Annotated in this window: 24 protein-coding genes; 12 read left to right on the top strand and 12 right to left on the bottom strand. The window is 66.6% G+C overall.

The genetic code is table 11. The features are described from left to right. Positions 1–119: 119 nt before the first annotated feature. Positions 120–410 carry a GIY-YIG nuclease family protein gene (locus ATE62_RS20055; RefSeq protein ID WP_058809489.1) on the top strand — a complete coding sequence of 97 codons (291 nt, stop codon included), beginning with the start codon at positions 120–122 and terminating at the stop codon, positions 408–410. Between the two features lie 79 nt (positions 411–489). Then, the gene (locus tag ATE62_RS20050; RefSeq protein ID WP_058809488.1) at positions 490–1,374 is read left to right on the top strand and encodes a hypothetical protein; all 885 of its coding nucleotides are present in this window, start codon (positions 490–492) and stop codon (positions 1,372–1,374) included. Here ATE62_RS20050 and ATE62_RS20045 read toward each other — a convergent pair. After that, positions 1,371–2,189 carry an SDR family NAD(P)-dependent oxidoreductase gene (locus ATE62_RS20045; RefSeq protein ID WP_058809487.1) on the bottom strand — a complete coding sequence of 273 codons (819 nt, stop codon included), beginning with the start codon at positions 2,187–2,189 and terminating at the stop codon, positions 1,371–1,373. The two genes, ATE62_RS20050 and ATE62_RS20045, sit on opposite strands and share 4 nt — an antisense overlap. Before the next feature lie 71 nt (positions 2,190–2,260). Between ATE62_RS20045 and ATE62_RS20040 the strand changes: the two genes are divergently transcribed. The 3 genes from ATE62_RS20040 (at position 2,261) to ATE62_RS20030 (ending at position 4,795) form a co-directional block, all read left to right on the top strand. Beyond that, a complete protein-coding gene (locus ATE62_RS20040; protein ID WP_058809486.1) occupies positions 2,261–2,734 on the top strand; it encodes an SAM-dependent methyltransferase in 474 nt (157 codons plus the stop codon). Between the two features lie 73 nt (positions 2,735–2,807). Then, positions 2,808–4,343 carry a M20/M25/M40 family metallo-hydrolase gene (locus ATE62_RS20035; protein WP_058809485.1) on the top strand — a complete coding sequence of 512 codons (1,536 nt, stop codon included), beginning with the start codon at positions 2,808–2,810 and terminating at the stop codon, positions 4,341–4,343. Next, positions 4,340–4,795 (top strand): VOC family protein, encoded by a 456-nt coding sequence (locus tag ATE62_RS20030; RefSeq protein ID WP_058809484.1) that lies wholly within the window; start codon positions 4,340–4,342, stop codon positions 4,793–4,795. The genes ATE62_RS20035 and ATE62_RS20030 overlap by 4 nt, the downstream gene beginning before the upstream one ends. On the opposite strand, the gene ATE62_RS20025 is transcribed toward ATE62_RS20030, so the two are convergent. Continuing rightward, entirely contained in the window at positions 4,792–5,796 is a 1,005-nt protein-coding gene (locus ATE62_RS20025) for a DUF481 domain-containing protein (protein WP_058809483.1), read from the bottom strand. The genes ATE62_RS20030 and ATE62_RS20025 overlap by 4 nt on opposite strands. A gap of 130 nt (positions 5,797–5,926) precedes the next feature. Between ATE62_RS20025 and ATE62_RS20020 the strand changes: the two genes are divergently transcribed. Then, on the top strand, positions 5,927–6,202 hold the full coding sequence (locus ATE62_RS20020) for a hypothetical protein (protein ID WP_058809482.1): 276 nt from the start codon (positions 5,927–5,929) through the stop codon (positions 6,200–6,202). A 550-nt stretch (positions 6,203–6,752) separates the two neighbouring features. Here the strand turns inward: ATE62_RS20020 and ATE62_RS20015 are convergent. The 7 genes from ATE62_RS20015 to ATE62_RS19985 all read right to left on the bottom strand — a co-directional run bounded on the left by ATE62_RS20015 (position 6,753) and on the right by ATE62_RS19985 (position 12,124). Then, positions 6,753–7,895, bottom strand: coding sequence for an MBL fold metallo-hydrolase (locus tag ATE62_RS20015; RefSeq protein WP_082662927.1), 1,143 nt, complete (start codon positions 7,893–7,895; stop codon positions 6,753–6,755). Between the two features lie 3 nt (positions 7,896–7,898). After that, positions 7,899–8,546 carry a DUF1013 domain-containing protein gene (locus ATE62_RS20010; RefSeq protein WP_058809494.1) on the bottom strand — a complete coding sequence of 216 codons (648 nt, stop codon included), beginning with the start codon at positions 8,544–8,546 and terminating at the stop codon, positions 7,899–7,901. 131 nt (positions 8,547–8,677) lie between these two features. Further along, complete coding sequence (locus ATE62_RS20005; protein ID WP_058809481.1) at positions 8,678–9,112, bottom strand: acetyltransferase; 435 nt, start codon at positions 9,110–9,112, stop codon at positions 8,678–8,680. A gap of 45 nt (positions 9,113–9,157) precedes the next feature. After that, positions 9,158–9,781: a glutathione S-transferase family protein gene (locus ATE62_RS20000; protein WP_058809480.1), complete on the bottom strand. Its 624-nt coding sequence runs from the start codon at positions 9,779–9,781 to the stop codon at positions 9,158–9,160. An 85-nt stretch (positions 9,782–9,866) separates the two neighbouring features. Continuing rightward, positions 9,867–10,421 (bottom strand): hypothetical protein, encoded by a 555-nt coding sequence (locus ATE62_RS19995; RefSeq protein WP_058818592.1) that lies wholly within the window; start codon positions 10,419–10,421, stop codon positions 9,867–9,869. A gap of 111 nt (positions 10,422–10,532) precedes the next feature. Continuing rightward, the gene (locus ATE62_RS19990; RefSeq protein ID WP_058809478.1) at positions 10,533–11,096 is read right to left on the bottom strand and encodes a hypothetical protein; all 564 of its coding nucleotides are present in this window, start codon (positions 11,094–11,096) and stop codon (positions 10,533–10,535) included. Between the two features lie 14 nt (positions 11,097–11,110). After that, on the bottom strand, positions 11,111–12,124 hold the full coding sequence (locus ATE62_RS19985) for an NAD(P)H-quinone oxidoreductase (protein WP_082662926.1): 1,014 nt from the start codon (positions 12,122–12,124) through the stop codon (positions 11,111–11,113). A 96-nt stretch (positions 12,125–12,220) separates the two neighbouring features. On the opposite strand from ATE62_RS19985, the gene ATE62_RS19980 reads away from it, so the two are divergent. Continuing rightward, entirely contained in the window at positions 12,221–12,418 is a 198-nt protein-coding gene (locus ATE62_RS19980; RefSeq protein ID WP_058809476.1) for a DUF1192 domain-containing protein, read from the top strand. Here the strand turns inward: ATE62_RS19980 and ATE62_RS19975 are convergent. Further along, complete coding sequence (locus tag ATE62_RS19975) at positions 12,415–12,834, bottom strand: GFA family protein (RefSeq protein WP_058809475.1); 420 nt, start codon at positions 12,832–12,834, stop codon at positions 12,415–12,417. The two genes, ATE62_RS19980 and ATE62_RS19975, sit on opposite strands and share 4 nt — an antisense overlap. A 51-nt stretch (positions 12,835–12,885) precedes the next feature. Next, positions 12,886–13,308, bottom strand: a complete 423-nt coding sequence (locus ATE62_RS19970; RefSeq protein ID WP_058809474.1) for a GNAT family acetyltransferase — start codon at positions 13,306–13,308, stop codon at positions 12,886–12,888. A gap of 187 nt (positions 13,309–13,495) precedes the next feature. Between ATE62_RS19970 and clpA the strand changes: the two genes are divergently transcribed. The 5 genes from clpA to glnA all read left to right on the top strand — a co-directional run bounded on the left by clpA (position 13,496) and on the right by glnA (position 21,351). Continuing rightward, entirely contained in the window at positions 13,496–15,832 is a 2,337-nt protein-coding gene (gene clpA / locus ATE62_RS19965; RefSeq protein WP_058809473.1) for an ATP-dependent Clp protease ATP-binding subunit ClpA, read from the top strand. A gap of 65 nt (positions 15,833–15,897) precedes the next feature. Next, positions 15,898–16,737, top strand: a complete 840-nt coding sequence (gene map / locus ATE62_RS19960) for a type I methionyl aminopeptidase (RefSeq protein WP_058809472.1) — start codon at positions 15,898–15,900, stop codon at positions 16,735–16,737. Between the two features lie 370 nt (positions 16,738–17,107). Further along, positions 17,108–19,294 carry a PQQ-dependent dehydrogenase, methanol/ethanol family gene (locus tag ATE62_RS19955; protein WP_058809471.1) on the top strand — a complete coding sequence of 729 codons (2,187 nt, stop codon included), beginning with the start codon at positions 17,108–17,110 and terminating at the stop codon, positions 19,292–19,294. A 231-nt stretch (positions 19,295–19,525) separates the two neighbouring features. Further along, positions 19,526–19,864: a P-II family nitrogen regulator gene (locus tag ATE62_RS19950; protein WP_037518110.1), complete on the top strand. Its 339-nt coding sequence runs from the start codon at positions 19,526–19,528 to the stop codon at positions 19,862–19,864. 74 nt (positions 19,865–19,938) lie between these two features. Beyond that, positions 19,939–21,351, top strand: coding sequence for a type I glutamate--ammonia ligase (gene glnA / locus ATE62_RS19945; protein WP_058809470.1), 1,413 nt, complete (start codon positions 19,939–19,941; stop codon positions 21,349–21,351). Positions 21,352–21,675: 324 nt separating this feature from the next. On the opposite strand, the gene ATE62_RS19940 is transcribed toward glnA, so the two are convergent. Continuing rightward, positions 21,676–23,346, bottom strand: coding sequence for a M20/M25/M40 family metallo-hydrolase (locus ATE62_RS19940; protein ID WP_058809469.1), 1,671 nt, complete (start codon positions 23,344–23,346; stop codon positions 21,676–21,678). Positions 23,347–23,496: the final 150 nt, after the last annotated feature.

Genomic DNA, 23,496 nt, shown 5'->3' with positions numbered 1-23,496 from the left:
ACGCCTGAAAGAATCCGTCACCCCGGCGAAGGCCGGGGTCTCGCCCTCGCCGCCAATCACCTCCGAAACGGCGAGATCCCGGCCGTCGCCGGGATGACGACGTGATATGAGTTGGCGTCATGCGCCAGCCCTGCGTCTACATCCTGACCAACCGCAGCAATCGCCTCTTTTATGTCGGCGTCACCAGCGACATCGCTGCGCGCATGATGCAACATCGCGCGGGCAAGGGAGCCACGCATTGCCGCCGCTATAATATCCGAAAGCGCGTCTATGCCGAATTCCACGCCACGATGCCCGAAGCCATCGCGCGCGAAAAGGCGTTGAAGGAATGGCACCGCGACTGGAAACGGCGGCTGATCACCGAAGCCAATCCCGATTGGAACGACCTGTTCGATAGCCTTCTCGCCTGAGCTGACGTAAGGCTCGAACGGCGAGATCCCGGCCTTCGCCGGGATGACGGGGAGGGGCGCCATCTTGCCGAAACAGCGGATGTTGTTTGTCCCTGCGGGCGTCGTCGTCGCGCTCGTCTTTTTCTTTTTCGTCCCTTTTTCCGAAGGCACCGGAGCGGGCGCGAAACTCTTCTTCTCGACCGTCATGGGCGCCTTCGCGGCGTACGGCTTGTGGTGCCTATGGGGCATCCCCTCGCTCGTCGCCGATCTCTGGAACCTCGCACGGCGCCCGAAACGCAGACCGCCCTCCAGCGTCCCCGTGCACCACAAAGGCCCCCCGCCCGAACTCTCCGCGTCGCGCCAGGCCGATGTCCGCCGCGTTGTGCGCGTCATGGCCGAGCAGGGCGTCTTCGCGCCCGAAACGCCCGACCCCGCGCTCTTCTATCCCGGCGTCGCCGAGATGGACGAGAGCGTGAAACCCGACACGATCCTCGCCGCGCTCGGCGAGCTCGGCTATTATCACCCCGGCACCGACCCGGCGCGCTTCATGGCCAACCTCGTCATGCTCGATTCGAAGACCGAGCAGGATCCGGGCTACCTCCGCGGGCAGGCCCAGGACCTCGCGCGCATCGCGGACCTGCCCATCGCCGAGCTGACCGTCGACGCCGACTGGCCGCCGCACGATGCTCCGGTGCCGGTGCATATCGCGATGCAGGCGGGCGGATCGCCGCTGGCGATCGCCTATGCCGGCGCGGTCAAATATGCGAGCTCGCACATCGCGCACGCGATCGACGCGCGCGCGGGAGAGGTCGGCACCGGCCGCCGCCTCGGCTGGCTGTGGACCGACCAGGGCGCGTGGATCACCGGACTGCCCGCGGGCGCGGTCGAGGCCATGAACGCCGCATTCAAGCTCAAGCCGCAGAGCCGCTGCGTGTGGGAATGGATCGGCGACAGCCAGCCTTTCGCCGCGGGCGATACGCCCTAATCGCGCCGCTTGATCACCATCTGCGATTCGATGACCTTCTGCACGTCCCACGCCTCGTCGCCCGGCGTGCGCGGCGCATATTTGGCATAAGCCGCATAGGCCTCGCCCCAGCGCTCTTCCATGCGCACGACATTATAGGGGTGGCTGACGAGGTAGAATTCGCCTGCCTCCATCTGCGGCACGATACGGTTGGCAAAGGCATCGGCGTCCATCGCGGGTTCGGCGTGGCGCGTCATGTCGGACTTGACCCAGCCGGGGATGATCACCCCGACGTCGATCGCCGGCGAAACCTCATTCCGCAGCATGTCCATCAGCCCCAGCACCGCATGCTTGCTCGCCACATAAGCGCCGCCGTTGACGCGCAGCGCGTTGAAGAAGCTGTTCTCCGACGCGGTGGCATAGAGGCCCGCGGGCAAGCCGTCGGCCTGGAAGCGGCGGCCGAACGCCGCGAGCGTGGTCCACACGCCCCAGAAATTGACCTCGAACAACGCGCGCGCTTCGGCGGGGTCGCAGTCGATCACCGACGCGCGCGGGCCGCCGATCCCCGCATTGGCGATTACCGCGTCGGCGCGGCCATGCCTTTTCCATGCAAAATCGGCGAGCGCCTCGACCGACGCTGCGTCGGTCACGTCGGCGGCGAAGGCCAGCGCCTCGACGCCGAGTGCCCCCAAAGCGGCCACCGCCTCGGCCAGCTTCTCGGCGCGGGGCTCACTGACGATCACGCGCGCACCCGCGGTGCCCAGCCGCTTCGCCAGCGCAAAACCGATGCCCGTCGCGCCGCCGGTGATCGTGACGCTCTTCCCCGCAAAATCCATCGCTCGCCTCCTCGTCCGCGCGACGCTATGCGCCGGGCGGCGGCGGCGTCAATCGCGCAAAGGAGGGATCCATGAGCTTCACCCTTTTCCCCATCGGCCATGTCCGCGGCGGGCGGACCGAGGCGGTCGACGACGACTGGGGCGCAAGCCGCGCGGCGATCGTCCTCGATCCCGGCCGCTTCACCCCCGACGCGCTCGCGGGGCTTTCCGACTTCAGCCATGCCGAGGTGATCTTCGTCTTCGACCAGGTGCCCGCTGAAAAGATCGAGACCGGCGCGCGGCATCCGCGGGGCCGCACCGACTGGCCGCTGGTCGGCATCTTCGCGCAGCGCGGCAAGAACCGCCCCAATCGTCTCGGCCTGACCACCTGCCGCATCGTCGGCGTCGAGGGGCTGACGGTCGAGGTCGAGGGGCTCGACGCGATCGACGGCAGTCCGGTGCTCGACATTAAGCCGGTGATGCGCGAATTCCTGCCGCGCGACACCATCGACCAGCCCGAATGGTCGCACGCGCTGATGGCGGACTATTGGGCGAAGCCCGGCTGATCGCCGCACGGCTTGCGTTCCGCGCGCGAGGCGCCAAACTGCTTCGCATACGAACAGCTTAAGGGGACGCCGAATGGATTTCCGTAACGTCAACGCCTGGAATCGCCGCGACCTGATTCGCGGCGGCGCGATGCTTTCCGCCGGCGCGATGCTGATGCGCCCGTTGCCGGGGCTCGCCGCCGACGGGCCGATGGCGGCCATTCGGAAAGCCGCGGAGGCGGGCAAGGACGCCTCGCTCAAGCGCATCCGCGACTGGATCGCGCTCCCCTCGATCGCCGCCGAAAACCGCAACATGGCCGAAGGCGCGGCCTATATGGCCGAGCTCGCCCGCGACGCAGGCTTCACCAATGTCGAGATCGTGCCGACCGACGGCCATCCCGGCGTCTTCGGCACGATCGACGTCGGCGCGCCGCGCACGCTGGGCATCTATTTCATGTACGACGTCAAGCAGTTCGACCCCGCCGAATGGTCCTCGCCGCCGCTGGAGGGCAAGATGGTCGACCGCCCCGGCTTCGGCCTGTCGATCATGGGCCGCGGCGCGGTGAACCAGAAGGGCCCCGAGGCGGCCTTCCTTGCCGCACTCCACGCGATCCGCGCCGCCAAGGCCAAGCTGCCGGTGAACATCGTTCTCGTCTGCGAGGGCGAGGAGGAGATCGGCTCGCCGCACTTCCGCCAGATCGCGACCAAGCCCAACATCCTCGCCGCGCTCAAGAAGTGCGAGGGCATCTTCATCCCCTTCGCCTCGCAGGGCAAGTCGGGCAATGTCACGGTCAATCTGGGCTCCAAAGGCATCATCGAGCTCGAACTGGTCGCCAGCGGCGAAAAATGGGGCCGCGGGCCCAAGGGCGACGTGCACAGCAGCTTGAAGGCGATGGTCGATTCGCCCGCCTGGCGGCTGGTGCAGGCGCTGCAGACGCTCGTCACCGACGGCGGCAACACGCCCGCGATCGAGGGCTGGTTCGACAATGTCCGCCCGCTCACGACCCGCGAGAAGGAACTGATCCGCGCCGCGGCCAAGGCGGGCGACGAGGAACAGCAAAAGGCCGCGCTCGGCATCACCCACTGGATCGACAATCTGACCTACGACGACGCGCTGATCCGCCTCGCGCAGGAGCCGACGGTCAATATCGAGGGGCTCGTCGCGGGCTATACCGGCCCCGGCGGCAAGACCGTGCTGCCCGGCCGCGCGGTCGCCAAGCTCGACCTCCGCCTCGTCCCCAACCAGACGCGCGCCGAGGCCGAACAGAAGCTGCGCGCGCATCTCGACAAGCACGGCTTCACCGACGTCGAGGTCAATGTCTCGGGCGGCTATGACCCGACCGAGGTCGCCGAGGACAGCCGCCTCGTCCGCTCCGAACTCGCGACCTACAAGAAGCTCGGCATCGCGACGAGCCTCAACCCGCGCATGGCGGGGAGCTGGCCGGGGTCGACCTTCACCGCGCCGCCGGTGTCGATCCCCGCGGCGCATTTCGGCATCGGCCACGGTTCGGGGGCGCACGCCCCCGACGAATATTTCCTGATCGATTCGACCAATCCCAAGGTCGCGGGGCTGGTCGACGCGACGATGGGCTTCGCCGAATTCCTTTACGTGCTCGCCGCGATCAAATGAGCGATTTGAACGGAGTCGCCCACGTCATCCTGACCGCGGGCGACTTCGCGCGCTCGACGGCCTTCTGGCGCGAGGTCATTCGCTACCTCGAACTGAAGGTCGTGCTCGACAATGACGCGATGCTCTACGGCGTCGGCGGGCGCACCGCGATCGGCATCCGCACGGGCAGCCCTGAAAACGCCGGCAAGCGCTTCGACCAGGGCGCGCCGGGGCTGCACCACGCCTGCTTCCGCCTGCGCGACCGCACCGCGGTCGACCGGATCTACGCGTTCCTCGAGGACCGCAGCGACATCGTCTTCGTCCACGGCCCGCAGGAGGAGCCCTGGGCGCCGGGCTATTATTCCATATTGTTCGAGGACCCCGACGGCATCCGCATCGAGTTCAACCACGTCCCCGGCGTCGGCCTGCTCGCCGAGGGCGAGACGATCGGCGGGGCGGAGGTGTTCGACTAAAAGCCGTACACCAAAGTAAACCGCGTCTGCGTGTCGACGCTCTCGACTCCCGGCGGCGGGCTCGAATCGATCTGCGCGGCATAGGCGAGCCGCGCCGAAAGCTTGCCGCTGAGCTTGGCGTTGAGCGCGGTCAGCGAGCTGGTCGAGCTGTTCGCCTCGCCGACCACGGTCGACGCCACTTGCGTGAGCCGCAAGGTCGGCGACATCTGCCAGCCGAAATCGAGCCCCGCAAAGCCGGTGAGTTCGTCCTCGGTCGCCCCGCGCAGGAACGCGGTGCGGCGCCACGCCGGCCCGCCCTTCAGGCTCAGCGCAACCGACTTGCCGTCGAGCAATTTATAACCGAGCCCCGCCGAGGCATTCCAGCGCGCGTCGTAACCGAGGATGCGGTCATGCTCCCAGCGGCCGAGCCCATAAGCGAAACCGCGGTCGTCGATGCGGTACTGCGGCTCGACCTCGACCAGATAGCGCTCGACCGAGGTCTTGCCATTGGTCCGCTGGTAATCCGCCTGCGCGCGCAATTTATGCGTCCAGTCGATCCCCTTGCGCGCGAGCGCGACCCCGGCGCTGAGCCCCGCCGACTTGGTATTGCCGCTGCTCAGCGACCCGCCGATCTGCCCCTCGCCTTTCCAGTTCTGCCAGAATTTCGCCTGCGCCAGCTTCGCCTGCGCCGCCGCGGCTTCGGCTTCCCTGGCCTTGCTCCGCGCGGCGCGGAAGTCGGCGACGATCAGCTCGATCTCCTCGCCCGCGCCGGGGTTGGTGTCCTTCGCCAATTTGGCGACGGTATCGACGTCGGCCTCCTTGCCGCTGGCGATCGCCGCGTCGAGCATCGCGCGCACCGCATCGGGCAGCTTGGGCGCGGGCGCGACGGGCACCTCGGGCACCGGGTTGGTGAGCACGGGGTCGGTCGTCACCGGCGGCGGCGCATCGGGCTGGGCGGCGAGCGCAAGCGGCGCGGCGGAAACGAGCAGCGCAAAGGCCGCGAGACGGGGGAGAGCGGTCATCGAAGACGTCCTTCCTGGGGCAGGATCCGGGTTCGGCGATCGTGGCGGCGTGGGGCTTGCCCCGCATCCGCCGCCACCCTAACCGCAAATCCGCTGGCATTTCCACCCCGCTCCCCCCATTTGCATAGCTATGTGGATCGCGATCATCGCCATTTTCGCCGCAGGCATCGGCAATTTCGCGATGCACCGCGCCTTCATGGAAAGCGACGACCCGCTGATCCGGCAGATGGTCAAGCCGCTCGCCGACAAGGTCGGACCCAACATCACCTATGTTTTCGAGTTCCTGCTGCTCGTCGGCGCAATGGCGATCGCGACGCGCAACTGGTTCACCGGGCTTTTGCTCTACGGCCTCTATACGATCTTCAACGCGATGGCATTCAGCTGGGTGATGAACCGGCCGAAGTGAAGGTTTGGGCAGAGGTCTCGCAAGACAGCGACGGACCACCTTGTCGCGAATGTTGGCCCCTGTTGGTTTCGCGCAAAGACGCAAAGACACGAAGATGTCGCGCCGGCCGCGAATCGGCTTTTTTCCTTCCAATGCCGAGTCATGATGCAGCGTTGATAACGAGGCGACCTGACGGTCGCGAGCCAGCCTCTTCGTGTCTTTGCGTCTTTGCGCGAAACAAAAATGACCGGCCTGTGAGCACTGCTCTAACAGAGAGAGAGACTGCAACCGACCGGTTGCGGACGTTCGTCCTCGGCACTTCTACCTTTACCATAACGCGCCCTAGGGGCACCTCCCCACCCCAAAGCGGACAGCGTCTGCAAATAAGGCTTTCCTACATTATTCGGCTGTGCCAGCCTTCATCCGACTCGTTCATTCGGTGGACAAAAGCGGTCGCCCCCGCCGCGCGGATGCGACCCACCGTACCGGGCGCGTCCAGCACGCCGCTAGCGCCAAAGCGGGACGCGCAAAGGGCTGAACTTTACTGAACTTTGAAGATGCGACGCGGCCGTCACGCGGCCCCGTGATACCACCACACCCCGTCGCGATCCTCGCGCTTCACCCGCCCCTCGACCTCCAGCCGCTTGAGGTGCGCGAGCGCCTCGCCGGTCGCCATGCCCAGCTGCTCGCCGCCGATCGGCCGGTTGAACAGCAAGGGGAAGCTATCGACCGCGCGCATCGGCGCCTTGGCGATCGCTTCGGAGAGATTGTAGAGCCGCATGCGATGCTCGTCGCGGAGCGCCATCAGCCGGACGTGCAGACCCTTGAACGGCTGGCCGTGCGCGGGACAGGTGACGACGTCGGCGGGCACGGTGGCGATCAATTTGTCGATCGAGGCAAGCCATTCGCCGAGCGGATCGGCATCGGGTTCGGTGATGTTGATCGACACGTTCGAGCTGATCCGCGGCAATACCTGGTCGCCCGACACCAGCACGCCCTCGTGCTCGTTCCACAGGCATGCATGTTCGGGGCTGTGCCCCGACCCGACGACGACGCGCCACTTATGCGCGCCCATGTCGAGCACATCGCCGTCCTTGATCCGCGTGTAGCTGCGCGGCAGCGGGTACATCACCATCGCAAAGCGGCCCCAGCCGCCGTTCTTCTGCGCTTCGATCTGCTCGTCGTCCCAGCCCGCGGCGCGCGATTGTTTCAGCGCCTCTTCGGGCACCGTCTCGCCGGTGTCGCCGACGATCATCCGCGCGGTGAGCATCTCGCCGCGCGTCATCCACAGCTGGACGCCCTTCTTCTTCGCGATCCAGCCCGCAAGGCCGATATGGTCGGGGTGGAGGTGCGTGCCGATGACGCGGGTAACCGGCACGTCCTTGAGCGCGCCGGCGTAAAGCGCCTTCCACGCATCCGAACAGATGGTCAGGCACACGCCGGTGTCGACCACCGCGACGCCGTCCCCCCCGTCATCGGCAATGTCGTCCAGGATCCAGCTGTTGATATGGCCGAGCGACCCCGGCATCGGGATGCGCGCCCAGCTGATGCCCGGCGCGATGCGGATCGTCTCGCCCGCGCCCGGCGCGGCATCGCCCCAAGGGTAGGTCAACCCGGCGTGGCTGGTCGCGGTGAAGCTGTCGTCCTGGGTCAGCGAGGCGTCCGGCGAACCGCTGGCCGCCGGGATGCCCTCGTCGTCGCTGACCGATGCCACGCCTTATGCGGCCGTTTCGTCGTTCGCCGCTTCGGCGGCTTCCTCGGCGGCGCGCGCTTCGGCGGCGGCGACACGTTCGGCGCGCAGTTCCTCGAGCAGGGCCTCGCGGTCGCCCTCGAAACGGCTGTCCTCGGGCGCCTTGATCCCCGCCTTCTTCGCCGCCTTGGCGACGAGCGCGTCGAGCTCGCGCTGCGAGCAGAGGCCGAGCGTCACCGGATCCTTGGGCACGATGTTCGCGCTGTTCCAGTGGCTACGGTCGCGGATCGCGCCGATCGTGTTGCGCGTCGTGCCGATCAGCTTGCCGATCGCGCCGTCCGACACTTCGGGGTGGTTCTTCAGGATCCAGGCGATGCCGTCGGGCTTGTCCTGGCGCTTGCTGACCGGGGTATAGCGCGGGCCGCGGGTGCGGCGGATCGTGTCCTGCGCCTGCTTGCTCATCTTGAGCTTGTAATTGGGGTCGTTCTGGCCCTTCTCGATCTCGTCCATCGACAGCTCGTGCGCGCGCACGGGATCGCGGCCGGTATATTTGGTCGCGGCGGTCTCGTCGGCGATCGCCTGGACCTCGAGGATGTGGATGCCGCAATATTCGGCGATCTGGACAAAGGTGAGGCCGGTGTTGTCGACCAGCCAGGCGGCGGTCGCGTGCGGCATCAACGGGGTGGCATCGGCATTGGCCATGACTGCTCTCCAAAAGCGCAAATAATAAGGGCCGCCCCTCGCGGGGCGGCCGGACATTGGCAGCGGCTATATGCCGGTTTCGAAAAAGGGGCAAGTCTGCCGATTCAGCCGAACTTCAGATGCACCAGCGGATAGGGCCGCCCCTGCCCGTCGCGCGCCGAGCGGCCGGTGGGCACGAAGCCCAGCCGCGTGTAAAAGCCGACCGCCTGCCCGTTCTGCTCGTTCACGTCGGTGGTCAGCGCCGGATGCAGCGCCAGCGCCTGCTCGACCAGCCGCCGCCCGATGCCCTGACCGCGGCACGCCGGGTCGATGAATAAGGCCTCCATATGCGCACCGTCGAGCAACATGAAGCCGAGCGGCCGATCATCGGCATCGACCGCGAGCGTCAGCGGCGCCGACGGCAGGAAGCCCGCGACCTCTTCGCCGATCGCGGCGCGATCCTCGGCGCTCAGGAAGTCATGCGTCGCGTCGACCGCGGCCGCCCAGATGGCGACCACGCGCGCACCATCGGCCGGGATCGAGGTCCGGAGCGTAATCATGCCCCGGCCGATAGCGCGCTCGCAGGTCATTGGTAAGCGGGTAAGTCAGGCCGCCATCGCGACGAACCCCGGCTCGCCCTCGACCCGCGCGATCCACGCCTGCACCGCGGGATAGTCGGCGAGCGCAAACAGCCCGCTGTCCTCGGCCACATGCGTATAGGCGTAGAGCGCGATATCGGCGAGCGTCAGCGCCGTGCCGACCAGCCATTCGCGCCCCGCGAGATGCTCGTCCATCAGCTTCAGCGCCGCGGCGCCCGCCGCCTGCTTCGCCGGCACCTGCGCGCGCTGGACGTCGCTGAAATTGGCCTCGCCGACCCATTTCATCCAGAAGCGCAAAGTCGCGACATTGGGCTCGTGATTATATTGTTCCCAGAACATCCAGTGCAGCATGTCGGCGCGCTGGAAGCGGTCGTGCGGCACCAGATGCGTGCCGTCGGCGAGCCAGAAACAGGCCGCGTTGCTCTCCGGCAGGAATTGGTCGCCGACCTGCAGCACCGGGATGCGCCCGTTCGGGTTGACCTGTTCCAGAAATTCGGGCGTCCGCGTCGCGCCCTGCATGATGTCATATTCGCGCCGCTCGATCGGATAATCGAGCAGCGCCGCGGTCAGGCGGATCTTGTAGCAATTGCCGCTGGCGGCATATTCGTGAAGGATCGGCCAGTCGCTCATCGCTTCCCCCCAAAAAGGCAGCGGCGACGCCCCCCGGCATCGCCAACGCCTCTATGCGGCGATGATGCGCACGCCGCAAGCGACCTTACGGACCGCAGCGCCACTCGCCCGCGAACACCCGCACCGCGCCGTCGGCCCGGTCGGCGGTCAGCGTCGCGGGGCTCGGCGGCGATTCGCCCCCGCCCGTCGCGGGACCGGTGAGCGCAAGGCGCAGCTGCAGCCCCTTGCCCGTGAAGCGCGCGCCCTTGGTCATGCCGTCGAAGCCGCCGGGCGAGGCGACGCGCTCGATCGTGTTGCCGACCTTGACGATCCCGCGCGCCGGATCGCTCGACGCGACATCGCCCATCGCGACCAGGATCGGCGTCGTCGCGGCGTCGGCGGCGAAGCTGCACCCGAGTTCGCCGGGCAGCTTGGCGCCGCTGACGTCGGCCTCGGTCAGGCCGCCCAATTCGATCGGCGAGCCGTCGCCGCCCTTGGTCGGGATATCGACCGGCTTGATCGGCGGCGGCAAATCGTCGTTCGCCGCGGCGCTCTTCTCGGGCTGCGCCGCCGGCTGGTCGGCCGCCGGCTGCGAGCAGGCGGCGATCAGCATCAGGGTGGCGGCGGCAGGCGCGGCGAGAAGGGGGCGGGAGAGGGTCATCGATAAAGGCTCCTTTTGCTTTGAGCCTCTGCAATGGCCGAGCGCCGCCGATGTTCCGCGCGATGCGCCGGGTCCGTCCAGATCGACGACGACCCGACGGGTTTCAGCTGCTCATGCCTTTGGTCCAGCGGGGACGAACCGGTCGCAGAAATCCAGAAAAGGCTGATAGCCATATTGCCGGGCGAAGGGAGCAAGGCAGGCCCGTTCCTCTCGCTCGGCCGCCAGTTCCGCATAATAGCGGAAGAAGGGTTCGACATCCGCGAAATCGATCAAGCCTATCTTGATGTAATTTTCGATCAGGCTGACGTCCTCCATCAGGCGATCGAAGCAATCCCGGACAAAGATCGCATCGGGCTCGTCATCGTCGCTGAAATAAGCGTCTTTGACACGCAACTGCTTTCGCCGCTCGCTGGCATGGATCGGCTGCGATCGCGTTCCGTCGGGCTTGACGAAATCCGCGCCGTCCCAGTCGAGCATCTTCAATGCTGCGGCGGCCAGGCCGTTCGCGCGTATCTCGTCGATCAGCTGCTTGGCCGTGGACGCTTTCTTCCAGCGCAGTTCGCGTCGCCGTTCGGCGATGCTGTTGCGAAACTCGGCCAGCCCCTTGATCGCTACCACGATGCCGAAAACCGCCGCCGCGATGGCGATCCAATCCTCGATCTGGGCAATCTCCATCGACGCCTCCTGCGCTACGCCACCGTCAGCACGATCTTTCCGACATGCTCGCCCGCCTGCATGCGCGCGTGGGCGGCGGCGGCTTCGGCGAGCGGGAAGGCCTTGTCCATCGCGGGCTTCCACGCGCCCTCGGCGAGGCGCGGCCAGACGGTGCGCGCGATCTCGTCCGCCAGCGCGGCCTTGAAGTCGGCGCTGCGCGCGCGGAGCGTCGAGCCGGTCATCGTCAGCCGGCGGCGCATGACCTGGCTGATGTCGATCTCGGTCTTCGCGCCACGCTGGAAGGCGATGGTGACGTGCCGCCCGTCGTCGGCGAGGCATTCCAGATTGCGCGGCACATAGTCGCCGCCGACCATGTCGAGCACCGCATTCACCCCCGCGCCGTCCGTGAAGGCCTTGACCGCCTCGACATAATCCTCGCGCGAATAATCGATCGCCAGATCGGCGCCGAGCGCCATCGCCGCGGCGCATTTGTCGGCGCTGCCGCAGGTGACGATCACCTTGATCCCGAAGAGCTTGCAGAGCCCGATCGCCGTGGTGCCGATGCCGCTGGTGCCGCCATGGACCAGCACGGTCTCGCCCTCCATCACCCACGCGCGTTCGAACAGATTGTGCCACACGGTGAACACCGTCTCGGGCAGCGCCGCGGCTTCCGCCATCGAAAAGCCGTTGGGCACCGGCAGGCAGCTTCCCGCCGGCGCGAGGCAGTATTCGGCATAGCCGCCGCCCGCGACGAGCGCGCACACCGCCTGCCCCAGCATCTCGGGATCGCCCCCCGACCCGACCGCGACGACCGTGCCCGCAATCTCGAGCCCCGGCACGTCCGAGGCCCCCGGCGGCGGCGGATAGAAACCCATGCGCTGCAGCACGTCGGGGCGGTTGACCCCCGCCGCGGCGACGCGGACGAGCAGTTCGCCCGGTCCCGGTCCCGGTCCCGGTCGCGGCACGGGACGCGTTTCGGGGACAAGAACCTCGGGCCCGCCCGGCGCGCTGATGGCGATGGCGGTCATGCTGTCCGGCACGCTGGTCACGTTCGAAATCCCCCTGCTTCCCACAGGGGCGCCTTATTGACAGCCGAGGGCCGCGGGTCAACAAGTTCGGCCCGCGAAAAGAGGAGGATGCCCGCCATGGATGACGACGACCTTCCCCGCCGCCGCGACGATATATTGGCGGCGTTGATCAAACAGCCGCTCGATCCGCTGTCCTTGGACGAACTCGACGAGCGCGTCGCGGTGCTCGAGGGTGAGATAGAACGCGTCAAGGCGCACAAGGCGACCGCCGCGGGGCACAAGGCGATCGCGGAGTCGCTGTTCAAGAAGGGTTAGGCGCGCGGCGGCGGATTCGCGTCATGCTGCGCCATGCACTCGGGAAGCGCCAGCCATCCATGCTTGTCGCGCGTCCAGACCGACTGGTCGGGCATCGGAAAGTCGGGATCAGCAAATGCCCCGGCCGCCACGCCCACCAGATGGGGCATCCGGTCGGGCAGCCAATAGAGGTTCGACCCGCACCGGGCACAGAAATGAAATTTCACCGGCCTGCCGCTCGCGGACTGGCGTTCGAAACTATGCGGATCGCCCCGTTCGACGGACACCTTCTCCCGCTGGTAAAATACCGCGATACTGAAGGCGCTCCCCGTCCGGCGTTGACATTCCAGGCAATGGCACATCGAAATCTTGCGCGGTTCACCGACGCACGTCAGTTCGATATCCCCGCAGTGGCAACGCGCAATCCTCGATATCATTTGCCGCACTCCGATGACCGATGAATTCCTCACCCTAAAACCAAGGCGCGGCTAGACGCGGCGCCCCAGGCTCACACGATCCTCGATCGCATAGCCCAAACGCTGGTAAAAATGGACGACCGCATCGTTGGTCGCGCGAACCTGCAAATTTATCTTGCCGCAGCCCAGGGCCTTCAAGGCCTCTTCGGCGTGCCGGACGAGCGCGGTCCCGACGCCGCTGCGGCGCGCGCCCGGCCGGACGGCGACAGCATAAAGCCAGCCGCGATGTCCGTCATATCCAGCCATGATCGTCCCGATCACGGCGCCGTCGGCCACCGCCACGAACAGCAGGTCGGGTTGGAAGCCGGTCTTTTCGGGGATCGCCCTGTCGGCGCGATTCCATGGCGGGTCGCCGGGAAACGCCTCCTCCCAAAGCGACCGCACGCCCTCGAAATCCGATGCGCCGTACCGCCTGATCCTGGTCGATCCCGCCATGCACCTCTCCTATCCATGTTCGCCGCCCCAATTCTCAACGCCGCGTTAACCATAATGAAATCCCTGTCATCGTAATTTCACATGGACGTCTCCGCTTTTCCCTTGCGGTGGGGCGGCGGCATCGCCACCTTAGGTTCCTAGGGGGCCGCCATCTCCCCGGCCTGGTCCCCGCAAGGAGATACAGACCATGCCGTCTTTTTCGGAATCGCTCGAAAAGACCCTCCACAATGCCCTGAAGGCCGCGTCCGAGCGGCATCACGAATATGCGACGCTCGAGCATCTGCTCTACGCGCTGATCGACGACGATCATGCCGCCGAAGTGATGCGCGCCTGCGGCGTCGCGCTCGACGACCTGCAGTCGGCGGTCGTCCACTATCTCGACACCGAGCTCGACAGCCTGAAGGTCGAGGGGCACAGCGACCCCTCGCCGACGTCGGGCTTCCAGCGCGTCGTCCAGCGCGCGATCCTGCACGTCCAGTCGTCGGGCAAGGACGAGGTGACCGGCGCCAATGTCCTCGTCGCGCTCTTCTCCGAGCGCGAGAGCTATGCCGTCTATTTCCTCCAGCAGCAGGATCTGACGCGCCTCGATGCGGTGTCGTACCTCAGCCACGGCGTCGGCAAGGGCGGCAAGCCCGCGGTGCAGGCCGAGCCCGAGGAGAAGGAAGAGGCGAAGGACAAGTCGGACGCGAAGAACAAGAAGGAAACCGCGCTCGACCAGTTCACCGTCAACCTCAACGAAAAGGCGAAGACCGGCAAGGTCGACCCGTTGATCGGCCGCAGCGCCGAGGTCGACCGCACGATCCAGATCCTCTGCCGCCGCAGCAAGAACAACCCGCTCTATGTGGGCGATCCCGGCGTCGGCAAGACCGCGATCGCCGAAGGGCTCGCGCGCAAGATCATCGAGGGCGACGTGCCCGAGGTGCTGCTGCCCGCGGTCATCTATTCGCTCGACATGGGCGCGCTGCTCGCGGGCACGCGCTACCGCGGCGATTTCGAGGAACGGCTGAAGCAGGTCGTCACCGAACTCGAAGGCCTGCCGCACGCGATCCTGTTCATCGACGAGATCCACACGGTGATCGGCGCGGGTGCGACGAGCGGCGGCGCGATGGACGCGTCGAACCTGCTGAAGCCCGCTTTGTCGGGCGGCGTCATCCGCTGCATCGGCTCGACGACCTACAAGGAGTTCCGCAATCACTTCGAAAAGGATCGCGCGCTGCTGCGCCGCTTCCAGAAGATCGACGTGATCGAGCCGAGCATCGAGGACACCAAGAAGATTCTCGCCGGGCTGCGCAGCGCGTTCGAGGCGCATCACCAGGTGCGCTACACCCCCGACGCGATCAACGCCGCGGTCGAGCTGTCGTCGCGCTACATCAACGACCGCAAATTGCCCGACAAGGCGATCGACGTGATCGACGAGGTCGGCGCGATGCAGATGCTCGTCGCCCCGTCGAAGCGCAAGAAGACGATCACCGCCAAGGAGATCGAAGCCGTGATCGCGACGATGGCGCGCATCCCGCCCAAGTCGGTGTCGAGCGACGACAAGAAGATACTCGAAACGCTCGAGACCGACCTGAAGCGCGTCGTCTTTGGCCAGAACACCGCGATCGAGGTGCTCTCGTCCGCGATCAAGCTGTCGCGCGCGGGCCTCCGCGATCCCGAGAAGCCGATCGGCAACTATCTCTTCTCGGGCCCGACCGGCGTCGGCAAGACCGAGGTCGCCAAGCAGCTCGCGTCGATCATGGGCATCCCGCTCCAGCGCTTCGACATGTCCGAATATATGGAGCGCCACAGCGTGTCGCGCCTGATCGGGGCGCCCCCGGGCTATGTCGGCTACGACCAGGGCGGACTGCTGACCGATGCGATCGACCAGAACCCGCATTGCGTGCTGCTGCTCGACGAGATCGAAAAGGCGCACCCCGACCTGTTCAACATCCTGCTGCAGGTGATGGACAATGGCCGGCTGACCGACCACCACGGCAAGACCGTCGACTTCCGCAACGTCGTGCTGATCATGACGACCAATGCGGGCGCCAGCGACATGGCGCGCGAGTCGATCGGCTTCGGCGCGTCGACGCGCGAGGATGTCCAGGAAGAGGCGGTGAAGCGCATGTTCACCCCCGAATTCCGCAACCGCCTCGATGCGATCGTGCCCTTCGGCTACCTGCCGCCCGAAGTCGTCGCGCGCGTGGTCGACAAGTTCATCCTCCAGCTCGAACTCCAGCTGGCCGACCGCAACGTCCATATCCAGCTCGACGACGGCGCCCGCGAATGGCTGACCGCCAAGGGCTATGACAAACTCTATGGCGCGCGTCCGATGGGCCGCCTGATCCAGGAAAAGATCAAGCAGCCGCTCGCCGAGGAACTGCTCTTCGGCAAGCTGGTCCATGGCGGCGAGGTCAAGGTGAAGATGAAGGAAGGCGACGACGCCAAGGTCGGCAACCCGCTCACCTTCGAAATCACCCCCGCCCCGCCGAAGGCCAGCAAGGGCAAGGCGAAGACCAAGCTCGACAAGGCAGCGGAATAAAGGCGACGGGGCGGCCATGGTGCCGCCCCTCGCTTTTTAACCCCCCAGCGACTATATCCACTCGCATGTACGACTATGTCACCGTTACCGCCGCCGACACGGCCGCGCCCGTCCGCGTTCGCGACGGCACGATCAAGCTGCACGACGAGGCGGGCTTTGCCGGCATGCGCAAGGCAGGGCGGCTGTCGGCCGAAATCCTCGACGCGCTCGTCGCCTTCGTCCAGCCGGGCGTGACCACGGCGGAGATCGACGACCTCGTCCGCACGATGATGTTGGAGGGCGGCGGCATTCCCGCGACGCTTGGCTATCGCGGCTTCACGCACAGCTGCTGCACCAGCATCAACCATGTCGTCTGCCACGGCATCCCCGACGACAAGCCGGTGCGCGACGGCGACATCGTCAACATCGACGTCACGACGATCATCGACGGCTGGCACGGCGACACCAGCCGCATGTATCTGGTCGGCGACGTGCCCATCAAGGCGAAGCGCCTCGTCGAAGTGACCTATGAATGCCTGATGCTCGGCATCGAGCAGGCGAAGCCCGGCAACCGCATGGGCGATGTCGCGCACGCGATCCAGACCCACGCCGAAAAGCATCGCTATTCGGTCGTCCGCGATTTCTGCGGCCACGGCCTCGGCCAGATGTTCCACGACGCGCCCGAGGTCGTCCACGCCGGCCGCCCCGGCACCGGTCCCGAACTCAAGCCCGGCATGTTCTTCACCATCGAGCCGATGATCAACACCGGCAAATATGCGGTCAAGATGCTCGCCGACGGCTGGACCGCGGTGACCCGCGACCGCTCGCTCTCGGCGCAGTTCGAGCACAGCATCGGTATCACCGAGACCGGCTGCGAAATCTTCACCGCCAGCCCCAAGGGCCTGAACGCGCCGCCCTGGGCGTGAGTTTATAAGTTCGCGCAGAGGCGCAGAGGGCTCTGAGATTTGGTTCACGCGGAGGCGCGGAGGCGTGGAGATGGCAGCGTGCCCCAATGCCGTTTGCCCTGAGCTTGTCGAAGGGCCGTTCTTTCTTTCAACGTCGAAAATAAGGACAGTGCTTCGACAAGCTCAGCACGAACGGAGTTGGAATCATCTCCGCGCCTCCGCGTCTCCGCGTGAACCCCATTTTCCTTCTCTGCGATCTCTGCGCCTCTGCGCGAATCCCTTTTTCCTTCTACCCCCTCGCAAGCCCCCCATTTTCCCGCTTGCGCCCGCCCCCCTTCGCGCGCAGACTTGACGTTAACGTCAAGATAGGCGTCGAACGGGAGAGCATGGGATGGCGAAACGGGTCTTTTCGGCCGCGCTGCTGGGCTGCGCGGTTTTGGCACTGGCGGCGTGCAACGCCTCGAAGAACGACAGCATTTCGGCGGGCGCCTCGCTCGACGATGCCGAAAAGGCCAGCGAGACCCTGCTCAAGACCGGCGGCAACGGTGACGACTGGGGCGCGATCGGCTTCAGCTACGACGAACAGCGCTTCAGCCCGCTGAAGGACATCGACGCGTCGAACGTGGGCCAGCTCGGCATCGCCTGGACCGCCGACCTCGACGACGCGCGCGGGCAGGAGGCGACCCCGGTGGTGGTCGACGGCGTGATGTATGTGAGCCACGCCTGGTCGAAGGTCAGCGCCTGGGACGCCGCGACGGGCAAATTGCTCTGGAAATTCGACCCCAAGGTCCCCGGCGAGCGCGCGGTCCACGCCTGCTGCGACGTCGTCAACCGCGGTATAGCGCTGTGGGGCGACAAGCTCTTCGTCGGCGCGCTCGACGGCCGGCTGATCGCGCTCGACAAGAAGACGGGGACCGAAGTCTGGTCGACGCAGACCTTCGACGCCGAACGCCCTTACACCATCACCGGCGCGCCGCGCGTGGTGAAGGACATGGTGCTGATCGGCAACGGCGGCGCCGAGTTCGGCGTGCGCGGTTATGTCACCGCCTATGACGCCGACACCGGCAAGGAGCGCTGGCGCTTCTACACCGCGCCCAACCCGAACAAGGAAAAGGACGGCGCCGCGTCGGACGACATTTTCGCGTCGAAGGCCAACGCCACCTGGTCGGACACGGGCGAGTGGCAGACGTCGGGCGGCGGCGGCACCGTGTGGGACGCGATCGTCTACGACAAGGATCTCGACCAGGTCTATCTGGGCGTCGGCAACGGCAATCCGTGGAATCACGGCACGCGCTCGAACGGCCAGGGCGACAACTGGTTCCTCTCGTCGGTGGTCGCGCTCGACGCGTCGACCGGCGCCTATAAATGGCATTATCAGGAGACCCCGGCCGAGACCTGGGACTATACCGCGACCCAGCCGATCATCCTCGCCGAGCAGCAGATCGACGGCAAGCCGGTCAAGGTGCTGTACCATGCGCCGAAGAACGGCTTCTTCTTCACCATCGATCGCGCAACCGGCCGGCTGATCGACGCCAAGCCCTTCGTCGACGGCATCAACTGGGCGACCGGCTACGACCTCAAGACCGGGCGCCCGATCGAAAATCCCGAGGCGCGCTTCTACAAGACCGGCAAGCCCTTCATCGCCATCCCCGGCGCGCTCGGCGCGCACAACTGGCACCCGATGAGCTACAACCCCGCGACGGGCCTCGTCTATATCCCCGCGCAGCAGATCCCGCAGGGCTATCTCGCCGACATGAACGAGCTCGACAAGCGCAAGGTCGTCGGCTTCAACGTCGGCACCTCGCTCACCGGGACGCTGCTGCCCGACGACAAGGCCGCGTTCCGCGCCGCCGTCGCGGCGACCACGGGGCGGCTCGTCGCGTTCGACCCGCGGACGGGCAAGGTCGCGTGGAGCGTCGCGCATCCCGCGGCGTGGAACGGAGGCACGATGACCACCGCGGGCAACCTCGTCTTCCAGGGCACCAGCACCGGCCGCTTCCGCGCCTATACCGCCGACACGGGCAGGCAATTGCTCGACCTCGACATGCAGTCGGGGATCGTCAGCGCACCCTCGACCTTCCGCGTCGGCGGCGTGCAGTACGTCGCCTTCATGACCAGCAAGGGCGGCGCCTTCCCGCTCGTCGCGGGGGTCGCGGGCGGCGCGACGCGCAAGGTGCCCAACATCCCGCGCCTCGTCGTGCTCAAGGTCGGCGGAACCGCCAAGCTGCCCGCGCCGCCCGCCACGACGACGCTCGCGTGGAATCCGCCGCCGCAGTTCGGCACCGCGGCACAGGTCGCCGCGGGCAAGGCGCATTTCGGGCGCTATTGCATCGTCTGCCACGGCGACAGCGCGATCGGCAACGGCTTCACCCCCGACCTCCGCGTCTCGGGCACGCTCGCCAACGCCGATGCGTGGAAGGGCGTCGTGCTCGACGGCATGCTCAAGGACCGCGGCATGGTGAGCTTCGCCAAGGTGCTCACGCCGGCCGATGCCGAGGCGCTGCGCGCCTATGTCATCGACCGCTCGAACTGGACCAAAGCGAACCTGCCCGACGCCGCGGCGCCCGTCGGACGCTGATCTGCCGCTTTTTTAGGCAATGCGATAACGCCGCTGCCCACCCCTTGGGCAGCGGCGCAATTTGCTTTCAAAATTCTTACCGGAAGCTTGCGATTCGGCAATTGGCACGGCTTTTGATTGGTGCAACATGACGGGGCCTCGCAGCGACTCAGGTGGTGCGAACCGGACAGGCAGGCCTGATCCGGCTTTGGCTGCGGGCATCGATAATGACCCAAGTGGGGGACAAGACGCGTGAAGAAGATTGAGGCGATCATCAAGCCGTTCAAGCTCGACGAAGTGAAGGAAGCGCTGCACGAGGTCGGCGTCAGCGGCATCACCGTGACCGAGGCCAAGGGCTTCGGCCGCCAGAAGGGCCACACCGAACTCTATCGCGGCGCCGAATATGTCGTCGATTTCCTGCCCAAGGTGAAGCTCGAAGTCATTGTCGAGGATTCGATGGCCGAGCGCGTGGTCGAGGCGATCGCCGCCGCCGCGCAGACCGGCCGCATCGGCGACGGCAAGATCTTCGTCATCCCGGTCGAGACCGCGCTCCGCATCCGCACCGGCGAGCGCAACGAGGACGCGCTCTGACCGGCATCCGCTCTCCAATCCTGTTCAACTAAACCGGCTCGGCCGGTCATCATCGCAAGAAGGAAGTTCAGACCATGGCCACCAAGCCCAAGGATATCGTCGCACGCATCAAGGACAATGACATCGAGTGGGTCGACCTCCGCTTCACCGATCCCAAGGGCAAGTGGCAGCATCTGACCATGTGCGCCGGCGTGATCGACGAGGATGCGCTCGAGGACGGCCTGATGTTCGACGGCTCGTCGATCGAGGGCTGGAAGGCGATCAACGAAAGCGACATGATCCTGAAGCCCGACCTCGACGCGGTCTATGACGATCCCTTCTCGGCCACCCCCATGCTCGTGATCTTCTGCGACATCGTCGAGCCCGCGACCGGCGAAGGCTATGCCCGCGACCCGCGCACCACGGCGAAGCGCGCCGAGGCCTATGTCGCCTCGACCGGCGTCGGCGACACCGTCTACGTCGGCCCCGAGGCCGAATTCTTCATGTTCGACGACGTCCGCTTCGAGACCGGCTACAACAAGTCGGGTTTCGAGATCGACGACATCGAACTGCCGACCAACACCGGCCGCAGCTATGAGGGCGGCAACCTCGGCCACCGTCCGCGCGCCAAGGGCGGCTATTTCCCCGTCGCGCCGGTCGACAGCGCCGTCGACATCCGCGCCGAGATGGTCTCGACCATGCTCGAAATGGGCCTGCCCTGCGACAAGCACCACCATGAGGTCGCCGCGGCGCAGCACGAACTCGGCCTGACCTTCGGCACGCTGACCCAGACCGCCGACCGCATGCAGATCTACAAGTACGTCGTGCACCAGGTCGCGCATGCCTATGGCAAGACCGCGACCTTCATGCCCAAGCCGATCAAGGACGACAACGGCAGCGGCATGCACACCCACATCTCGATCTGGGAAAAGGGCAAGCCGCTCTTCGCGGGCAACGGCTATGCCGGCCTCAGCGACATGTGCCTCTATTTCATCGGCGGCGTCGTCAAGCACGCCAAGGCCTTGAACGCCTTCACCAACCCGACGACGAACAGCTACAAGCGCCTCGTCCCCGGCTTCGAAGCCCCCGTGCTGCTCGCTTATTCGAGCCGCAACCGCTCGGCCTCGTGCCGCATCCCCTATGGTGCGGGCGCCAAGGCGAAGCGCGTCGAATTCCGCTTCCCCGACGCGATGGCCAACCCCTATCTCTGCTATTCGGCGCTGCTGATGGCGGGCCTCGACGGCATCGCGAACAAGATTCACCCGGGCGACCCGATGGACAAGAATCTCTACGACCTGCCGCCCGAGGAACTCGCCGAAGTCCCGACCGTCTGCGGCTCGCTTCGCGAAGCGCTCGACAGCCTGCTCGCCGACCACGACTTCCTCCTGAAGGGCGACGTGTTCACCAAGGACCAGATCGAGGCCTATGTCGAACTGAAGTGGGACGAGGTCTATCGTTTCGAACAGACCCCGAGCCCCGTCGAGTTCGACATGTATTACAGCGCCTGATCCCAAGGATCAGCGACGCGTAAGAAGGGCGTCCGGTCTGGGGGGACCGGGCGCCCTTTTTATTGTGCGAGAGGCTGCAAAAAGATCCTCCCCACGCGCAGCGATGGGGAGGTGGCAGCGCGAAGCGCTGACGGAGGGGTTCGACGCCGTCAGGCGTCGGTGCAAGGCCAGACCCCTCCACCACCGCCTGCGGCGGAGTGCTGGGTCGTCCAGTCCCCCGGACTGGACTTCGATTGCCGGGGGCAATCCAACCCTGCACTCCCCCTCCCCATGGCTGCGCCAAGGGGAGGATCTTTGGGGTCGTTTCAGTCTGCCCCGACTGCCCTACTTCCGCACCCCCGCACTCCGCTCACGGATATCCTTGAACTCGGACCCCGCCTTCCACCCCGGCCATGTCCCCGACCGCGCCAGCTCGTCACCGATGCCATGGAACAGCGCGATATCCTGCACCGCGCCGTCGAGATTCCAGCTCTTGTCCCAGGCATCGCACGCCTGATGGTAACAGCGGCCGGTATAGTCATCGACCCAGCGCTGCCCCGCGGCCTTGCCACCCTCGACCAGGTCCGACGCCCCCGCGATGCCCATCATCAGCAGCACCGGCACCCCGCGCTTCGCCATCGAGAAATGGTCGGCGCGGTAGAAGAGCCCGCGCTCGGGCAGGCTCTCGACCGACACGGCCCGCCCCTGCGCCGCGGCGTGCCGCGCGAGATCGTCCTCGAGGCTGCCCTGCCCCTTGCCGACCAGGATCACATCCTTCGCCCGCCCCGCGGTCTGCAAGATGTCGAGCCCCAGATTGGCGACCGTCTTCTCGACCGGAAACACCGGATTCTGCGCATAGGCCTCCGACCCCAGCAGCCCGCGCTCCTCGGCGGTCCAGAAGGCGAAAACCAGGCTGCGCTCGGGCGGCGGCGCGGCCTTGAACAGCCGTGCGATCTCGAACAGCCCCGCGACGCCGAGCGCATCGTCATTGGCGCCGGCGCGATAGATGCGCCCCTGCTCGTCGGGCTTGCCCTCGCCATAGGCATCCCAGTGCGCGCCATAGATCACCACCTCGTCGGCGCGCGTCGTGCCGGGGATCTTCGCCAGCACATTCTGGCTCTGCACCACCGCCTGCTGCACCGGGATCTCGGCGGTCAGCGTCACCCCCGGCAGCGCGATGGGCTTGAAATCCTTGCGCCGCGCCGCGACGCGCAGCTTGTCGAGGTCGAGCCCCGCGCCTGCGAACAGAGTGTCCGCGACATCGTGCGCGATCCACCCCTGCAATTGCAGCGAAGTGCGCTTTTCGGGCGGCACGACGAGCCCGTAATTCTCGCCCGCAGGCGCCTTCACCACGTTCCAGCCGTATCCGACGCCCTCGGTGTCATGGACGATCAGCGCCGCAATCGCGCCGCGGCGCGAGGCTTCCTCGAACTTGTAGGTCCAGCGGCCGTAATAGGTCATCGTCTTGCCGCCGAAGCTGCCCGCGACGGGCTCGCGCGCGGTCGCCGAAAAATCGGGGTCGTTGATCAGGAAGACCGCGACCTTGCCTTTGAGGTCGACGCCCTTGAAATCGTCCCAGCCGCGCTCGGGCGCGCTGACCCCGTAGCCGACGAAGACCAAGGGCGCGGCTGCGACCGCCGCGGTATCGACCGGCTGCAGCGTCGAGAGATAGATGTCGGTGCCGAGGCTCAGCGGCTGCGCCGTGCCGTTCCGGTCGAACTGCAAGGTCGTGGGCCCGCCGAGCCGCGTGCGCAGCAACGGCACCGGCTGCGTCCAGCCGCCGTCCGTCCCCGCGGGCTCGAGCCCCAGCGCCTCGAGCCGCCCGATCAGATAGCCGATCGTCCGCTCCTCGCCGACGGTCCCCGGCGCGCGGCCCTGGAACTGGTCGGAGGCGAGCGTGCGCACGATCTGGGTGAGGTTGGCGGCGGAGATGGTGGGCGGCGCTTCCTGTGCGCTCGCGGGCGCGAGGGGAACGAGCGCAGTGGCGAGGAGGGCGACGGTGCGGTGGAGCTGCATGTTGGGTTCCCGGTTGTTGTTTCGGGCACACCTAGCGGCGGCAGGCGATGATCGCCAGTGCGGCGTCGGCTTTGGGGTGGGGAGCGGACTTTCCTAATCCTCCCTGTCGCGAAGCGATGGGGAGGGGGACCATGCGAAGCATGGTGGAGG

Origin of the sequence: Sphingopyxis sp. HIX (assembly GCF_001468285.1) — a bacterium.
GTDB lineage: Bacteria > Pseudomonadota > Alphaproteobacteria > Sphingomonadales > Sphingomonadaceae > Sphingopyxis.
Note: the sequence above shows the minus strand (reverse complement) of the source record. Positions and strands in the feature narration are given on the sequence as shown.

Bases quoted from the DNA above. Each gene is read 5' to 3' on its own strand.
- ATE62_RS20055 (WP_058809489.1), top strand. From the start codon at position 120: ATGCGCCAGCCCTGCGTCTACATCCTGACCAACCGCAGCAATCGCCTC.
- ATE62_RS20050 (WP_058809488.1), top strand. From the start codon at position 490: ATGTTGTTTGTCCCTGCGGGCGTCGTCGTCGCGCTCGTCTTTTTCTTT.
- ATE62_RS20045 (WP_058809487.1), bottom strand. From the start codon at position 2,189: ATGGATTTTGCGGGGAAGAGCGTCACGATCACCGGCGGCGCGACGGGC.
- ATE62_RS20040 (WP_058809486.1), top strand. From the start codon at position 2,261: ATGAGCTTCACCCTTTTCCCCATCGGCCATGTCCGCGGCGGGCGGACC.
- ATE62_RS20035 (WP_058809485.1), top strand. From the start codon at position 2,808: ATGGATTTCCGTAACGTCAACGCCTGGAATCGCCGCGACCTGATTCGC.
- ATE62_RS20030 (WP_058809484.1), top strand. From the start codon at position 4,340: ATGAGCGATTTGAACGGAGTCGCCCACGTCATCCTGACCGCGGGCGAC.
- ATE62_RS20025 (WP_058809483.1), bottom strand. From the start codon at position 5,796: ATGACCGCTCTCCCCCGTCTCGCGGCCTTTGCGCTGCTCGTTTCCGCC.
- ATE62_RS20020 (WP_058809482.1), top strand. From the start codon at position 5,927: ATGTGGATCGCGATCATCGCCATTTTCGCCGCAGGCATCGGCAATTTC.
- ATE62_RS20010 (WP_058809494.1), bottom strand. From the start codon at position 8,546: ATGCCGCACGCGACCGCCGCCTGGCTGGTCGACAACACCGGCCTCACC.
- ATE62_RS20005 (WP_058809481.1), bottom strand. From the start codon at position 9,112: ATGATTACGCTCCGGACCTCGATCCCGGCCGATGGTGCGCGCGTGGTC.
- ATE62_RS20000 (WP_058809480.1), bottom strand. From the start codon at position 9,781: ATGAGCGACTGGCCGATCCTTCACGAATATGCCGCCAGCGGCAATTGC.
- ATE62_RS19995 (WP_058818592.1), bottom strand. From the start codon at position 10,421: ATGACCCTCTCCCGCCCCCTTCTCGCCGCGCCTGCCGCCGCCACCCTG.
- ATE62_RS19990 (WP_058809478.1), bottom strand. From the start codon at position 11,096: ATGGAGATTGCCCAGATCGAGGATTGGATCGCCATCGCGGCGGCGGTT.
- ATE62_RS19980 (WP_058809476.1), top strand. From the start codon at position 12,221: ATGGATGACGACGACCTTCCCCGCCGCCGCGACGATATATTGGCGGCG.
- ATE62_RS19975 (WP_058809475.1), bottom strand. From the start codon at position 12,834: ATGATATCGAGGATTGCGCGTTGCCACTGCGGGGATATCGAACTGACG.
- ATE62_RS19970 (WP_058809474.1), bottom strand. From the start codon at position 13,308: ATGGCGGGATCGACCAGGATCAGGCGGTACGGCGCATCGGATTTCGAG.
- clpA (WP_058809473.1), top strand. From the start codon at position 13,496: ATGCCGTCTTTTTCGGAATCGCTCGAAAAGACCCTCCACAATGCCCTG.
- map (WP_058809472.1), top strand. From the start codon at position 15,898: ATGTACGACTATGTCACCGTTACCGCCGCCGACACGGCCGCGCCCGTC.
- ATE62_RS19955 (WP_058809471.1), top strand. From the start codon at position 17,108: ATGGCGAAACGGGTCTTTTCGGCCGCGCTGCTGGGCTGCGCGGTTTTG.
- glnA (WP_058809470.1), top strand. From the start codon at position 19,939: ATGGCCACCAAGCCCAAGGATATCGTCGCACGCATCAAGGACAATGAC.
- ATE62_RS19940 (WP_058809469.1), bottom strand. From the start codon at position 23,346: ATGCAGCTCCACCGCACCGTCGCCCTCCTCGCCACTGCGCTCGTTCCC.